The sequence below is a fragment of the Vibrio sp. S17_S38 genome, assembly GCF_014694375.1.
In the GTDB taxonomy this organism is placed as follows: domain Bacteria; phylum Pseudomonadota; class Gammaproteobacteria; order Enterobacterales; family Vibrionaceae; genus Vibrio.
Window position 1 is genome coordinate 96,545 of record NZ_JAAUWW010000008.1, and the last position, 15,409, is coordinate 111,953.

12 protein-coding genes are annotated in these 15,409 nt (G+C 41.0%); 2 read left to right on the forward strand and 10 right to left on the reverse strand.

What is annotated here, in order from left to right; genetic code table 11:
- The first annotated feature begins 182 nt into the window (after positions 1-182).
- A complete protein-coding gene (locus HC725_RS08200) occupies positions 183-566 on the forward strand; it encodes a hypothetical protein (RefSeq protein ID WP_190331334.1) in 384 nt (127 codons plus the stop codon).
- A 145-nt stretch (positions 567-711) separates the two neighbouring features.
- On the opposite strand, the gene groL is transcribed toward HC725_RS08200, so the two are convergent.
- Together groL and HC725_RS08210 are read right to left on the reverse strand one after the other, a co-directional pair.
- Positions 712-2,364: a chaperonin GroEL gene (gene groL, locus HC725_RS08205; protein ID WP_190331335.1), complete on the reverse strand. Its 1,653-nt coding sequence runs from the start codon at positions 2,362-2,364 to the stop codon at positions 712-714.
- Between the two features lie 57 nt (positions 2,365-2,421).
- Complete coding sequence (locus HC725_RS08210; RefSeq protein ID WP_190331336.1) at positions 2,422-2,712, reverse strand: co-chaperone GroES; 291 nt, start codon at positions 2,710-2,712, stop codon at positions 2,422-2,424.
- A 388-nt stretch (positions 2,713-3,100) separates the two neighbouring features.
- Between HC725_RS08210 and HC725_RS08215 the strand changes: the two genes are divergently transcribed.
- A complete protein-coding gene (locus tag HC725_RS08215) occupies positions 3,101-4,474 on the forward strand; it encodes an MATE family efflux transporter (protein WP_190331337.1) in 1,374 nt (457 codons plus the stop codon).
- Between the two features lie 403 nt (positions 4,475-4,877).
- Here HC725_RS08215 and HC725_RS08220 read toward each other — a convergent pair whose 3' ends face one another.
- From HC725_RS08220 to wecB, 8 genes are all read right to left on the reverse strand, one after another.
- The gene (locus tag HC725_RS08220; RefSeq protein WP_190331338.1) at positions 4,878-6,077 is read right to left on the reverse strand and encodes a murein hydrolase activator EnvC family protein; all 1,200 of its coding nucleotides are present in this window, start codon (positions 6,075-6,077) and stop codon (positions 4,878-4,880) included.
- Positions 6,078-6,170: 93 nt separating this feature from the next.
- Positions 6,171-7,715 (reverse strand): 2,3-bisphosphoglycerate-independent phosphoglycerate mutase, encoded by a 1,545-nt coding sequence (gpmM, locus tag HC725_RS08225; RefSeq protein ID WP_190331339.1) that lies wholly within the window; start codon positions 7,713-7,715, stop codon positions 6,171-6,173.
- Positions 7,716-7,995: 280 nt separating this feature from the next.
- On the reverse strand, positions 7,996-9,015 hold the full coding sequence (locus HC725_RS08230; protein WP_190331340.1) for a DHH family phosphoesterase: 1,020 nt from the start codon (positions 9,013-9,015) through the stop codon (positions 7,996-7,998).
- 1,304 nt (positions 9,016-10,319) lie between these two features.
- Positions 10,320-11,486 (reverse strand): nucleotide sugar dehydrogenase, encoded by a 1,167-nt coding sequence (locus tag HC725_RS08235; protein ID WP_190331341.1) that lies wholly within the window; start codon positions 11,484-11,486, stop codon positions 10,320-10,322.
- Between the two features lie 56 nt (positions 11,487-11,542).
- The gene (wecA, locus tag HC725_RS08240) at positions 11,543-12,604 is read right to left on the reverse strand and encodes a UDP-N-acetylglucosamine--undecaprenyl-phosphate N-acetylglucosaminephosphotransferase (protein ID WP_190331342.1); all 1,062 of its coding nucleotides are present in this window, start codon (positions 12,602-12,604) and stop codon (positions 11,543-11,545) included.
- A 72-nt stretch (positions 12,605-12,676) separates the two neighbouring features.
- On the reverse strand, positions 12,677-13,075 hold the full coding sequence (locus HC725_RS08245) for a WbuC family cupin fold metalloprotein (protein WP_190331343.1): 399 nt from the start codon (positions 13,073-13,075) through the stop codon (positions 12,677-12,679).
- Entirely contained in the window at positions 13,076-14,272 is a 1,197-nt protein-coding gene (locus tag HC725_RS08250; protein ID WP_190331344.1) for a glycosyltransferase family 4 protein, read from the reverse strand.
- Positions 14,272-15,402: a non-hydrolyzing UDP-N-acetylglucosamine 2-epimerase gene (wecB, locus tag HC725_RS08255; protein WP_190331345.1), complete on the reverse strand. Its 1,131-nt coding sequence runs from the start codon at positions 15,400-15,402 to the stop codon at positions 14,272-14,274. Before wecB ends, HC725_RS08250 begins: the two co-directional genes overlap by 1 nt.
- Positions 15,403-15,409 lie beyond the last annotated feature (7 nt).

A 15,409-nucleotide genomic window follows, 5' to 3' on the forward strand; every position in this document is an offset into this window, starting at 1 on the left:
ATTTAATTGCACGATACCTATCAAAATGGAATCCAATATCTCGTTTGCTTAAACTGGATGGTCAAAAAGATAGGTATAATCGTCATCACAACTTGGACAAATTCACATTTATACCTAAAGTAAATAGGCTAAACCTGTGAGGCATTCCGGTTGATATCAATATTATTTTAAGGATCTTGATCATGTTAAAACGTGCACTAGTACTCTCTCTTGTTCTTTCATCTTCTCTTGCAGCAGCTGCGACACTGAGCGATGCACAACAAGCAAACATTAATGATTTCAACGCAAAGTTAGAAACTATTGAAGCAACAGCCACAAAGAATCTTGATACTTTAAATAAGCAATTGGATAGCGCTTCTGATAAAAAAGAAGAAATGCAAATCAATACAAAAATCAAATTTAATGAAATGAATAAAGCAAATGCTGAAAAACAGCTAGCAAGTAACAAAGCCTTTACTGATCAAGTAGCAAGCATGACTGATGAGCAAGTAGATTCATTCAATAAAAAAATTGACGATCTAAAAGCTCAAGCAGAGAAAACTGCACAAGATCTTAAATTAAAATAATCACTATCGTGGAGATCTATGTTTATAAGTCATGACTTTATAAGCATGAGCATGAGCATTTTAAAATATTAGACTTCAATGAAAAAAGCCCCGCACGTTCAACACATGCGGGGCTTTTTAGTACTTAAAGATTGTTAGGCTTGCACTACATCATGCCGCCCATACCACCCATTCCGCCCATGCCACCCATATCTGGCATCGCTGAACCTGAGTCTTGTGGCTTGTCTGTCACCATCGCTTCGGTTGTGATCATAAGACCGGCAACCGATGCTGCGAACTGTAGCGCAGAACGAGTAACTTTGGTTGGATCCAAAATCCCCATTGCGATCATGTCACCATATTCGCCTGTTGCTGCGTTATAACCGTAGTTACCTTCTCCAGCGCGAACGTTGTTAGCCACAACTGATTCTTCATCACCTGCGTTTTTAGTGATTTGACGAATTGGTGATTCCATTGCGCGAAGAGCTACGCGAATACCGACGTTTTGCTCTTCGTTATCACCGACTAAACCACTTGCCGCAACCGTTGCAGCAGCGCGAATAAGTGCAACACCACCACCAGCAACAATGCCTTCTTCAACCGCTGCGCGAGTCGCATGCAATGCATCTTCAACGCGGTCTTTTTTCTCTTTCATTTCAACTTCAGTTGCTGCGCCAACTTTAATCACGGCAACACCACCAGCAAGTTTTGCTACGCGTTCTTGCAGTTTTTCTTTGTCGTAATCAGAAGTAGCATCTTCGATTTGTTGACGAATTTGCGTTACGCGACCTTGAATGATGACTTCATCACCCGCGCCATCAATAATAGTGGTGTTTTCTTTAGTAATAGTGACACGCTTCGCTTGACCAAGATCTTCTAACGTTGCTTTTTCAAGCTCTAAACCAATCTCTTCAGAAATTACCGTACCAGCCGTTAGCGCTGCAATATCTTGTAGCATTGCTTTACGGCGATCACCGAAACCAGGCGCTTTAACCGCCGCCACTTTCACGATACCGCGCATGTTGTTCACAACAAGTGTTGCCAATGCTTCACCTTCAACATCTTCTGCAATAATAAGCAGTGGACGAGACGCTTTAGCAACCGCTTCAAGTGATGGAAGTAGCTCACGAATATTCGATATTTTCTTATCAACAAGAAGAATGAATGGGCTTTCTAGATCAACACTGCCCGCTTCTTGGTTATTGATGAAGTAAGGAGATAGGTAACCACGGTCAAATTGCATGCCTTCAACGACGTCAAGCTCGTCTTGCAATGCTTGGCCTTCTTCAACGGTAATCACGCCATCACGGCCAACTTTATCCATCGCCTCAGCAATAATTTTACCAATAGTGCTGTCAGCGTTTGCTGAAATTGCGCCAACTTGTTCAATCTCAATGCTCGTTGCACAAGGCTTAGAAAGCTTTTTCAGTTCTTCCACTGCAGCAGTCACTGCTTTGTCGATACCACGTTTAAGATCCATTGGGTTCATACCCGCAGCTACCGCTTTTAGACCTTCAGTTATGATCGATTGTGCCAATACCGTTGCGGTTGTTGTACCGTCGCCCGCTACATCGTTCGCTTGAGAAGCCACTTGCTTCACCATTTGCGCACCCATGTTTTGGAACTTGTCTTCCAACTCAATTTCACGAGCCACTGATACACCATCTTTAGTGATAGTTGGAGCACCGTAAGATTTATCTAAAACAACGTTACGACCTTTAGGTCCTAATGTTACTTTTACTGCGTCAGCCAGAATGTTGACACCTTCTAGCATTTTAATTCGCGCGTCGTTACCAAATTTTACGTCTTTTGCTGCCATGTTAAATATTCCTTATAAAATCTATTGAATGCTTTGGTTTGAATTAAGAAGCTACGATTATTCTACGATCGCCATGATGTCGTTCTCTGACATGATCAAAACTTCTTTACCATCGATTTTTTCAGACTTAGTGCCATAGCCTTCAGCGAAGATCACTGAATCACCCACTTTTACGTCAAGTGGTTGTACTGTGCCATTTTCTAAGATACGACCTTTGCCTACCGCTAAAACGATACCGCGTGTTGATTTTTCCGCAGCAGACCCCGTTAAGACGATGCCACCGGCAGATTTTGATTCAACTTCTTGGCGTTCAACGATAACTCGGTCGTGTAAAGGACGAATGTTCATCTGTGTGTTTCTCCTGATAGATGTTCATAGAAATTTTAGGGATACCGAATCGTTCGGCTTGCTAAAGATGTTGGGGGGCTCAAGCCATAACCCAAGGGGCAAGATGAAAAAAAATGTGACTAAAGTAGACAAAAGCAAAGATGGTGAACTTCCGCCCCAAGCTTTTCACGTCACCTCAAAGTGAGAAATGAATTACGTTGGATCACCTAGAGCGGGTTGAATCTTAACGGCTCGAAGAAGATCCTGAACTGCGCTCCTTCGTCACTTTTCAGGATGACACCATATCTTTAAGGTTTTTTTAGTTCCCGTAACAAAGCGATCCTGCTTTCTCGCTTTTGCTTTGATCAGCCTGTATCCTATTGACTCCTTCATCTACACTGTCATTTCTATGATCGATAAACATGGTTTACTCACAGGCAATATCCAAACCGTTCTAAAGACCATGACCGTGCCGATGATGTTCGGTCTATTTGCGATCTTAACCTTTAATCTTATCGATACTTTTTTCATTTCGTTATTAGGAACAAAATCTCTAGCCGCAATAAGCTTTACTTTCCCGGTCACTTTTGGGGTAAGTTGCATCACGCTTGGTATTGGAATGGGATTATCCGCCAATGTTGGGAAGTTATTAGGACAAGACAATAGCTCCGACGCAGCACAATTTTCGACCCATGGTTTACTCTTAGCCGTTTTATTAGTGATGGTCGCTTCAACTATCGGCTATTTTTCAATAGAACCACTCTTCACTTATTTAGGTGCGACCCCAGAACTGCTCCCACTTATCGACCAATACATGTCGGTGTGGTATATCACCATTCCGTTATTAGTCATTCCAATGGCAGGTAACAGTGTTATTCGAGCAACGGGAGACACTAAGACTTCCGCCAAAATAATGATGGCTGCTGGCTTTATTAATGGCGGGCTCGATCCTTTACTTATCTTTGGATATGGGCCATTTCCTGAACTGGGAATTCAAGGCGCAGCTATTGCCAGTGCCGTAAGTTGGCTAGGCGCATTAATCGCCATTCTTTATGTATTAATTTATCGCGAAAAAATGGTGGCGCTACCACAGCTCAATAACATCATTAATGATTGGCATCAAATCCTAAAAATTGGTACTCCGGCGGCTTTCTCTAGTGCTATGAATCCTCTATCTGGCGCTATATTAATGATAATACTCGCCAAGTTTGGGACTGAATCTGTCGCCGCCTATGGCGCAGCGCAACGAATAGAATCAATCATGATCATCGTTTTGATGTCACTTAGCTCCATACTCATGCCTTTTATTGCTCAAAACATGGGAGCCAAAAATCCACAACGTAGCTTCGATGCCTTATTTATTGCCATGCGATTTTCTTTACTCTTTCAATTTGGATTGTTTGTTTTGATGGTGCCATTAAGCTGGCCAATTGCATCATTATTTAGCCAAGAAGCGGTGCATCAAGACCAAGGTGTACAACAAACCTTATGGCACTTTCTTCTGATCGTCCCATTTAGCTATGGATTTCAGGGCATTGTGATGATATTAGTCAGCGGTTTAAATGCCATGCACCTACCGTTCAGAGCCTTCTTTTGGAACTTCGCTCGCTTATTTATTTTCACCTTGCCGACGGCTTGGTTCGGCAGTCAGCTCTACGAAGTCGAAGGTCTATTTATAGGCATTGCGATTGGGAATATCGTTGGAGGGTGTTGTGCTTATGGATATGCGATGTATTTTCAGAAACAAATGAAAGCGGAGATGAGAATCGAGGACGTGGCATGATCTGCTTGGAATTTCCCACCTCGTATCGATATTCAACGTCGGCTTGGAGATCCTGAACTGCACTCCTTCGTCGTTTTTCAGGATGACGAGACTCGGCTTCACAGCGAGGCATGAGCTGCTTGGAATTTCCCACCGAGTATTGATATTCAACCTTGTCTGGAGATCCTAAACTGCACTCTTTTGTAATTTCCAAGATGACGATTCAGCTTCACAGCGTGGCATGAGCTGCTTAGAATTTCCCACCGAGTATTGATATTCAACGTCGGCTGGAGATCCTGAACTGCACTCCTTTGTCATTTTCAGGATGACGCTTGCTTCCTCGAAATGAAATGTATTTTGATACTCTTCGGCTCTTGAGTGAAACGTACCCACAGACTCGCTTTACCTTGCAAATCCTTAAGTTCTATTTCAACCAGCTTTTCGGGTTTTGTGCTTGGCTATTACGCCTTACTTCAAAATATAAAGCGGATCTATCTTGTCCGCCAGTGTTGCCTGCTAAAGCAATGGTTTCACCTTCGGTAACTACATCACCATCTTTTTTCAGTAGCGTTGAATTATAACCATATAACGTCATATCACCTTTACCATGGTCAAGTAAGATCACTAATCCATAGCCACGCAGCCATTCGGCAAACACAACTTTACCTGAATGAACCGCTTTTACCGCTTGACCTTGTTTAGCGTTAATAACAATACCTTTCCACGTTACCTGACCACTTTGCGACGTTCCATAACTATGCGCGATACTGCCAGTTAATGGCCAAGGTAAACGACCTTTGTAACGACTTAATCCATCCATTGGTGAAATATTTCGTTTCGCAGCTTTTGCTATTTCTGCTTTTAAGCGGGTTTCGTTGCGGCGTAATTCAGCCAAACTACTTTGGTTGCTTTTAATCGTAGTTCGAATCCCGGCAACGGTTGTTTTTCGCTGACCTTGTGCTTTTTGTAGATCGTCACGCTTACCTTTTTGTTCGGCAAGCAATGTCGCCTGCTTATTTTCTTCAACCGAAAGCTGTTGCTCTTTTTCGTCTAAACGAGATTGTGTCAATTCTAAAGCTTGAATTGCCTTTGTTCTCGCAGTAGCAAGATGTTGAAAATATTGGCTGATACGATCTTTTTCTGTCGGATCACCACCTTGTAAGAGCTGAGAAACATCATTATTACGACTGGTGATGTAATACGCTTTAATTAATTGTTCTAACATGTTTTTTTGCTCAGCCTTAGTTTGTTCGAGTTCTTGTTTTTGCTGCTGTAATTCTTCTAAGTTGCTATGAACTTTAGCCAATTCACGCTGTGTATGCTGAATCTCTTGCCCTAGCTTAGAAATAGCAATCTCATGATTTTTAAGCTCATTTTGTAGCTGATTTAGTTGTTTTTGCTGAGAGCTGATTGAGGAGGTTTGACGAGAAATCTGAGCCGATACACCTTTTAAATCATCTTTAGACGCCGCTTGAACGGAATAAGGAAATAAGAGAATCGAAAGCACCAAACTCAAAAATGTGCCGAACTTGGCTGATTGCCTAAAAAAAATGTGTTTGATTGAGTAAATACTGGCGTGAATAGCGACTAATTTAGCCTGAAGAGTTGGTGGCGATGAATTCATTCTAAAACGTTATCCCTAAAACATTATAGTCAGTTTTTGTGTGGACTACTTTACCAGTAATCCACACAAACTGTTACCAAAAGGATGTAGGGGTTATTTCAAATTAACAATAACCTGACCCGTCATTTCAGCTGGGATTTCCATTCCTGTTAATTCAAGCATGGTTGGCGCAAGATCAGAGAGTTTACCACCAGCTTTAAATTCAAGGGTTTTCGAACCCACATAAACAAGTGGTACTGGCAGATTAGTATGCGCAGTATGAACGCCGCCTGTAGTTGGGTCGATCATCATTTCTGCGTTACCGTGATCAGCGGTGATCAGCAATTGACCATCAACTTCTTTAATTGCTTCTACAACGCGACCGATACATTCATCAACCGCTTCACAAGCTTTTACCGCAGCTTCATAAACACCAGTATGGCCAACCATATCGCCATTCGGGTAGTTACAAATAATGGTATCGAATTTACCAGACTTGATTGCAGCAACCAATTTATCGGTTAATTCTGGTGCGCTCATTTCTGGTTGAAGATCGTAAGTCGCTACTTTTGGAGAAGCCACTAACTGGCGTTCTTCACCTTCAAATTCGTCCTCTTTACCACCGTTAAAGAAGAAGGTTACGTGCGCATATTTTTCCGTTTCAGAAATACGAAGCTGAGTTTTGCCACATTTCGACAGCCACTCACCGTAAGTATTTTCTAGCGATGCTGGTGGGAATGCACAAAGCAGAGGAATATCTGCCGCATATTGAGTCAGCATAACAAAATCAATCGTAGGGAAGACTGCACGTTCAAAACCTGCAAAATCAGGCACGAAAGTGCGAGTAATTTCACGCGCACGGTCAGCGCGGTAGTTCATGAAAATAACGGCGTCACCATCAACGATTGCTGCGCTTTCGTCACCTTCAGCGCGAATTTCCGTTGCTTGTACGAACTCATCGTTTTCTTCACGAGCATAAGCAGCTTCAAGACCAGCCGTTGCAGAATCAAATGTAAACTCTGCTTTTGCTTGGGTTAATAAGTCGTAAGATTTTTGTACGCGATCCCAGTTGTTATCACGATCCATCGCAAAGTAACGACCAATTAAAGAAGCAATACGACCTTCTTTTAGGTTCAATTCTGCGAACAAATCTTGGAAGCGTTGTAAGGCATTTTTTGCACTGCGTGGCGGAGTGTCACGGCCATCAAGGAAAGCGTGAACATACACTTTTTTAGCGCCGCGCTCTGCTGCCATTTGAACCGCAGCATAGATATGATCTTCATGGCTATGCACGCCACCTGGAGACATAAGCCCCATGATATGAACCGCTTTGTCAGCTGCAACTGCTTTATCAATCGCATTCGCAATGGCTGGCGTATGTTTAAATTCACCATCTAAAATTGATTTCGTAATGCGGGTTAAATCTTGATATACCACGCGACCTGCACCGATATTGGTATGACCCACTTCAGAGTTACCCATTTGACCATCTGGCAGACCCACATCGAAACCCGATGCTGAGATAAGAGTATTTGGCTGATTAGCAAATAGAGAATCCAGTACTGGTGTATTTGCATTGGCGATAGCGTTGTCGCTAGACTTTTCACGAGAGCCCCAACCATCAAGGATGACTAAAGCGATTGGTTTTTTATTCGACATGTTAAACCTCGTTTAAATACTAAGAATTAGAGAAATCAGTTAAGCGTAATTTTACTACACTTTTCACTATAAACTGCAGGATAAGATCAAGTTAAATCGTTTCAACTTTCACCATACCTTTTGGTGTCACATAAATCTGGTACAAAATTTCATTCGTTGCCCACATTATGCCCAAGTTTTAAGCAAGATGAAAATCGAATTATTGGATGATATTAATAGGCAGGAACAATAAGGAAAATTAAGAAACGAGTATCGAATTCCCGCATCTATCATTATTCTTTCAATCCAAATAACGCTGACTCAATACCGAGATAAACTTATCCACGTCTTCTTGTGCTAATTGATTAATGCCAGCCGCAGCACGTCGACCACCACCAGTTATGAATTGGCCACAAATTTCATCAGCGCCAACTCGATTATTCAATGGTGCACGAACGCTTACCGTATAATCTCGTTGATCCAAATTTAAGGCTGTTTCTTTATTTGATGTTAGATCCCGATTCAAAGACTCTTCTTTATTTAGAGTTAAGACTGCAAAAGCTTTATTCGGATCACGGTTCGCAAGTTCATTACCAAATACACCACTGATGCGTCTTGCCCAAGGCTGACAAGGTAAAATGAACACCTCGCACACTTCATCGACATAACTTGCGGTAATATTGTCTAAGTGAGCTTTATCTTTATGGTAGCCTGCTTGCAGTTGATAAAAAGGCGATTGCTTATCTATTTGTAAATCAAATGGATTAGGGTATTTAAGTAACAACCGGAACAGATCAACGGGTAAAAAATGCAAATCCGATAAATCGGCACCATAGCCATTATAGTTAATCAAAACGCCCAACTCGCTTAAGAAGTCGATTTGTTCAGGCTGTAACTGAGATTTTTCAGCTAAACGCTGCGCCCCTTTCACCATATTGTCACCAAACGCAGCCGCAATCGCCCACGTTTGATATTGGCCTTTAAGTTTTTGATTGATAAGCAAACTAGTGCAAATTTCAGAATCGAGATTGATAAGAGTATCGAGATATGGAGAAGCGGGAATATCACCGCTTTGGTGATGATCACAATAAAAGACAGGAATAGAGCGTTCAAGAAGCTGAACGAGAGAAGTCAGATTTTTTTGCAGGGAAATATCAAGAACGGTGACAGATGTAACATCATCAACACTTGCCACTTGAGTCAGAAGATTAATATCACGTTTAATCCCAGTAATAAGCTGACTCGGTTTTGGTTCCGCTAACCGCAATTGCAACAACGCAATAATTCCATCGGCGTCGCCATTAAAAACATCGTAGTGCATGATAATCCTTTATAAATGCAAAGAAGTTCCTAGTTTAGAGTTCCTAGAAAGAGCAGTTTTAAGATTGCTTTTGTAGCGCCTACCAACAAATCAATCGTCATTCCTGCCAAGCCTTAGTGAGAGCGGAAATCTACTCCAACACAAAAAACGCGGGTATCAGCCTTACCTTTAACATCAGCAAGCTCTTCAACCTTTCCACACAACAAAAATCGTCATCCTGAATAGTGAGGAACGAACGTAGTTCAGGATCCTCTACCGCACGTTACTCACCATAAAATACATACCGTCTCACACGCCTTGGGAGATCCTGAACAGCGCTCCTACGTCGCTTTTCAGGATGACGACTTATTTGAGTCCAGGCGTTGTTTAGCCTGAACCAAACAAATCGCGGGTATAAGCCTCAGCCTCAACAAGCTCTCAACCTTTCCACACAACAAAAAACGCAGGTATCAGCCTTACCCTCAACATCGGCAAGCTCTTCAACTTTTCCACACAACAAAAAACGCGGGTATCAGCCTTACCCTCAATATCAACAAGCTCTTCACTTTCCACACAACAAAAATCGTCATCCTGAATAGTGAGGAACGAACGTAGTTCAGGATCTCCTACCGCACGTTACTCACCATAAAATACATACAGTCTCAACACGCCTTGGGAGATCCTGAACAGCGCTCCTACGTCGCTTTTCAGGATGACGACTTATTTGAGTCCAAACGTTGTTTAGTCCGAACCAAACAAATCACGGGTATAAACCTCAACCTCAACAAGCTCTTCACTTTCCCACGCAACAAAAAACGCAGGTATAAGCCTTACCCTCAATATCAGCAAGCTCTCAACTTTTCCACACAACAAAAATCGTCATCCTGAATAGTGAGGAACGAACGTAGTTCAGGATCTCCTACCACACGTTACTCACCATAAAATACATACAGTCTCACACGCCTTAGGAGATCCTGAACAGCGATCCTACGTCGCTTTTCAGGATGACGACTTATTTGAGTCCAGGCGTTGTTTAGTCCGAACCAAACAAATCGCGGGTATAAGCCTCAGCCTCAACAAGCTCTTCACTTTCCACACAACAAAAAACGCGGCTGTAAGCCTTACCCTCAACATCGGCAAGCTTTTCAACTTTTCCACACAACAAAGATTGTCATCCTGAATAGTGAGGAACGAACGTAGTTCAGGATCTCCTACCGCACGTTACTCACCATAAAATACATACAGTCTCACACGCCTTGGGAGATCCTGAACAGCGCTCCTACGTCGCTTTTCAGGATGACGGCTTATTTGAGTCCAGGCGTTGTTTAGTCCGAACCAAACAAATCGCGGGTATAAACTTTATCCGCAACATCGGCAAGCTCTTCAACCATACGGTTTGATACGATCACATCAGATATTTGTTTAAACTCTTCAAAATCACGAACTACGCGAGAGCGGAAGAAATCATCTTCTTTTAACACTGGCTCATAAACCACGACTTCAATACCCTTCGCTTTCAAGCGCTTCATAATCCCTTGAATACTCGATGCGCGGAAGTTATCTGATCCAGCCTTCATAATTAAACGATAAATACCCACAACTTTAGGGTTACGCTTAAGGATAGAATCGGCAACAAAGTCTTTTCGGGTACGGTTAGCATCGACAATCGCACCAATAATATTATTCGGTACTGATTCATAGTTAGCCAATAACTGCTTAGTATCTTTCGGCAAACAATAACCACCATAACCAAATGATGGGTTGTTATAGTGGGTACCGATACGAGGGTCAAGCCCCACTCCTTCAATGATCTGGCGAGAATCTAAACCATGGGCCTCAGCGTAGGAATCCAATTCATTAAAATAAGCCACACGTAAAGCTAAGTAAGTATTTGAAAACAACTTCACCGCTTCAGCTTCAGTTGAATCTGTAAACAGCACATCAATATCTTGCTTAATCGCACCTTCTACTAATAAATTGGCAAAAACTTGGGCGCGTTCAGATTGCTCACCAACAATAATGCGAGAAGGGTTCAAATTATCAAACAGTGCACGCCCCTCTCGTAAAAATTCAGGAGAGAACATAATATTGTCCGTTGCTAGCTCCTGCTTAATACGCTCGGTATACCCTACTGGCACTGTCGATTTGATCACCATCACGGCTTGTGGGTTAATCTCTATCACCGCTTTAATTACAGCTTCAACGGAAGAGGTATTAAAGTAATTTGTCTTAGGATCATAATCCGTAGGCGTGGCAATGATAACAAATTCAGCATCTTGATAGGCTTGCTGCTTATCTAACGTGGCGGTTAAGTTTAATGACTTAGTTGCTAAAAACTGCTCAATCTCAGCATCCGCGATTGGTGATTGACGATTATTAATCATCTCTACTTTTTCAGGGATGATATCAACAGCAACCACTTCATGGTGTTGTGACAACAAAACAGCGTTTGAAAGGCCGACATAGCCGGTACCTGCGATAGCAATTTTCATAATTCTCACTCAATTATAAACTTTGAAAATGGAGGTTTTACAGCTCATCTAGCTTATTACTTACCTTTTAACTCACGGATCTTAGAGGTAATTTTCCACACATTAGATAAGAGAAGCGTATAAATAACAAAGCATCCAATAAATAAATAAAACATCACATATTCAGGAATATTAATGATTTCACCATAAATCCCAAAAGCGGCAAACAAAGAGCCAATAATACAAATAGCTATTAGTGTTTGAGTTGAATTTAAACCTAGGCGCTGAAATATGTGGTGTAAATGCTCACGATCTGGTTTGAACGGTGAATCACCACGACGAATTCGACGAATCATAATTGCCGCCATATCAAGAAGTGGAACAGCAATTAGCCATAACGCAGTTACAGGGCGAAGTGGTGGTCTAGTTCCATTTTGGCTTGCAATCAATAAAAACCAAATGACAGTAAACCCTATAACCATACTACCAGCATCCCCCATGAATACTTTTCGCTTACGGCCAAAAGCACCAAGGTTTAGTAAAATATAAGGAAGTATAATAACGATAAGCACTAAACAAAGGTAAGAGAGCTTGTGTTGGCCATCATGCAACAACATAAAACCTAGCCCACCAAACGTTACAATCGAAAGCCCACCAAGAAGACCATCAATGCCATCAACCATGTTAAAGGCATTGATCGCACCAATCACAGCAAGAACAGTAATAACATAACCAAGCAGACCAAGATCCACATTTCCATAACCAAAAACATTACCAATGGTATGAAGCTGTAAATTGGCCATTTGCATCATACAAACAGACAAAACGGCTTGCACTGCAAAACGTAGTTTGAAGTTCATATCATACTTATCATCTAAAGCGCCCACCACTACCAATATCAAAATAGAAATAGCATACAAATTGACACTAAAGAGCAAGCCAGGATTATTAAACAAAAAGTATAAAAAAGTGAAAGTTATCGATATCCCCCCCACTAATGGAACGGCTCCATTATGTAGTTTTCGTGCATTTGGCTTGTCAACTAAGCCTGCTTTTTTAGCCCATTTTCGTAAAAGAAAGAGAATGGCAAAAGAGATGAGAAATATAAAGACTAAATCGATGAAAGTAGACAAGGTCATCCTCTAAATACGAAATTTAAGGTAAATAAAAAGTATTAATAGGTAAGTAAACAAATAAAACGAGTTATAACTTCATAAGAATGATTTTGGTTGCTCTGAATCAAAAGGGCCCTCTTTCACTTCAAGTATCAAAGCCTTATCAGATATACATTCTAAGCTATGAATATCCATGGGCTTCAGTTCAACAGAAACTACGCTTTCAGCGGGGCCGGCGAAAACACTTCGGACTATACTACCATCGCTACTATGAAGGTTAAGGCGAATGCAGCCATCAAGCACAGTAAACATCTCCCATTGGTGAGGCTGCGCATGGTAATGAGGTTCAACATAACTACCTTTAACCAAACCTATCAATAAACGTTGTACTTTATCTTGATGAGAATCATGTAACAGATAATGAGAACGTTTTCTCTCACTTGCTTTTGCTGCCCGGTATAACGGTTCAATTACCGTTTTATCAATCAATTTCATTTAATCGATCTCAGATAATATCGTTGTTGCGGCTGCTTGAACCGAAAACTCATCGGATAATAACATATATGCAGATTTTCCCATTTCTAGACGTAGCTGACCATCAGAGCATAGAGTAGCTGCTGAAGTTAATAATACATCATCTTCACCATTCACATGAATAAACCCAGCATTGGCTTCATTAACAAGAGGCATTAAATCATTGCCTCCATTTACACTACCTAAAATGGGTAAAGATTCAACCATATAACCAAGTAACTTTCCTGGGAAGTTGTGAGCAGTATGATGAGAAGCTAAAGAAAACAAACCAACATCAACTTCAGACAAGATCTGCTTAAACTCTTCTTGATTAACGGAAGGTAAATAGGAAAAGTTAGATAATTGCCATTCTTGCGATAACTGATTAATCAACTCGACTTCATTGCCTTGGCCAACAAAAAGAAAATGAGCATTTTCATACGACTGCATATTTTTAGCTAGTCGCATTAAATTGGACATATCTTGTGCATGACCAATGTTACCGCCATAAAAATAGATAACTTTATCTTGTAGGTTTAGTTCTTCACGGTATGACTTTAGCTTCTTTGAAGCACTAGGAAGCAAAGATGCCCAGTTTCTAAGAACTTGTGATTGATACTGATACTGAAAATTTTCTGCTTGAAAAACCTCAACATTGCGTTCAGACATTAATCCAATCATATCAGCTTGCTTATAAGAAACATGCTCAAAGTATCTAAAATATTTTTCGATCATAGATCCCGAGCGTATCATCCCTGCATCAATCGCCCATTGAGGAAAAAGATCTCGTAACACTAGGTAAGCAGAGCAACCACACCTTTTTTTTATTTTCTTAACTAACGGACCAAAAAAGATTGAGGGCGAATAATAAATGACGGCATCAAACGATCCTTGATCGACTTCTTTTGAGATAGCTCGCCAAGCGTGGAAAGATAATAATGTTTCGTTTATTGCTCTTTTTACTTTACCGACATCTTTGGTTTCACCACTTTTAAAATACCAGATAGAGACGTCATCTAGTGTTTCCTTTACAAGCATTTTTGATTGTGAGTTATCTGGCGTAATAACCGTTACCGAATGACCTCGACCAACAAACTCACAGGCCAATTCATGGAACATTTTAGCTCCAATCCTTGTGCTATGAGGCAAATAGTCATCAATGATAAAAGCGAGTTTCATTAATATTCTTTCCACACCACACGTTTTACATAATCAGTGTAGGAATGGATAATTCGCACCATTTTATCGGATACGTTAGGCATACTGTAGTCATAAACAGGACGTAGCAAACGTTCACCGTCTGACGGTTGAGACTCTAAGATATCTAATGCTTGTAATACACGTTCAACTTCCAAGCCGACCATCATTACCGATGCTTCTTCAAACCCTTCAGGACGCTCATGAGCTTCACGCAAATTTAATGCAGGAAAATTCATAATTGAAGATTCTTCAGTAATAGTTCCACTATCAGATAATACCGCTTTCGAATTCTTTTGAAGATGATTATAATCGTGGAATCCAAGTGGTTTTAATAATTGGATATTTTTATGAAATTGTATTCCCTGTGCTTCAATTTTATTTCTAGTTCGAGGATGAGTTGATACAATTACTGGAAAGTCATATTTTTCTGCCACTGTATTTAGAATATCAGCTAACTTCGCCAGTTGCTTTGGTGAGTCTACATTTTCTTCTCTATGCGCACTCACAACAAAAAACTTACCCTTTTGGAGCCCTAGGCGCTGTAATACATCAGAGCCATCAATCTGAAGCATATAATAGTTAAGCACTTCGAACATTGGGCTACCGGTTTTAATAACTCGGTCAGCAGGAATACCCTCTGCTAATAAATAATCACGAGCAATGGTACTGTAAGTAAGATTAATATCGGCAATATGATCGACTATTTTACGATTGGTCTCTTCTGGTACTCGTTGATCAAAACAACGGTTCCCTGCTTCCATATGAAAAATTGGTACTTTTCTACGCTTTGCTGGTAGTGCTGAAATACATGAATTCGTATCACCTAGAACAAGCATTGCGTCTGGTTTAATTTCCTCAAGAACCTGATCAACCTTAATAATTACTTGACCAATAGTTTCCGCGGCAGAAGAACCAGCAGCATTTAGGAAGAAATCAGGCTTTCTAACGCCTAAATCATTAAAAAATACTTCATTTAACTCAAAGTCATAGTTTTGGCCAGTATGAACAATGACGTGCTCACAATGTTCATCTAACTTTGCCAATACACGAGAAAGGCGGATAATTTCTGGGCGAGTCCCCACTACTGACATTATTTTTAATTTTTTCATTTTCTTT

What these genes read in the sequence shown, in the direction of transcription:
- HC725_RS08220 (WP_190331338.1), bottom strand. Translation starts at nt 6,077, where the DNA reads ATGAATTCATCGCCACCAACTCTTCAGGCTAAATTAGTCGCTATTCAC.
- gpmM (WP_190331339.1), bottom strand. Translation starts at nt 7,715, where the DNA reads ATGTCGAATAAAAAACCAATCGCTTTAGTCATCCTTGATGGTTGGGGC.
- wecB (WP_190331345.1), bottom strand. Translation starts at nt 15,402, where the DNA reads ATGAAAAAATTAAAAATAATGTCAGTAGTGGGGACTCGCCCAGAAATT.
- HC725_RS08250 (WP_190331344.1), bottom strand. Translation starts at nt 14,272, where the DNA reads ATGAAACTCGCTTTTATCATTGATGACTATTTGCCTCATAGCACAAGG.
- HC725_RS08210 (WP_190331336.1), bottom strand. Translation starts at nt 2,712, where the DNA reads ATGAACATTCGTCCTTTACACGACCGAGTTATCGTTGAACGCCAAGAA.
- HC725_RS08230 (WP_190331340.1), bottom strand. Translation starts at nt 9,015, where the DNA reads ATGCACTACGATGTTTTTAATGGCGACGCCGATGGAATTATTGCGTTG.
- wecA (WP_190331342.1), bottom strand. Translation starts at nt 12,604, where the DNA reads ATGACCTTGTCTACTTTCATCGATTTAGTCTTTATATTTCTCATCTCT.
- groL (WP_190331335.1), bottom strand. Translation starts at nt 2,364, where the DNA reads ATGGCAGCAAAAGACGTAAAATTTGGTAACGACGCGCGAATTAAAATG.
- HC725_RS08215 (WP_190331337.1), top strand. Translation starts at nt 3,101, where the DNA reads ATGATCGATAAACATGGTTTACTCACAGGCAATATCCAAACCGTTCTA.
- HC725_RS08200 (WP_190331334.1), top strand. Translation starts at nt 183, where the DNA reads ATGTTAAAACGTGCACTAGTACTCTCTCTTGTTCTTTCATCTTCTCTT.
- HC725_RS08235 (WP_190331341.1), bottom strand. Translation starts at nt 11,486, where the DNA reads ATGAAAATTGCTATCGCAGGTACCGGCTATGTCGGCCTTTCAAACGCT.
- HC725_RS08245 (WP_190331343.1), bottom strand. Translation starts at nt 13,075, where the DNA reads ATGAAATTGATTGATAAAACGGTAATTGAACCGTTATACCGGGCAGCA.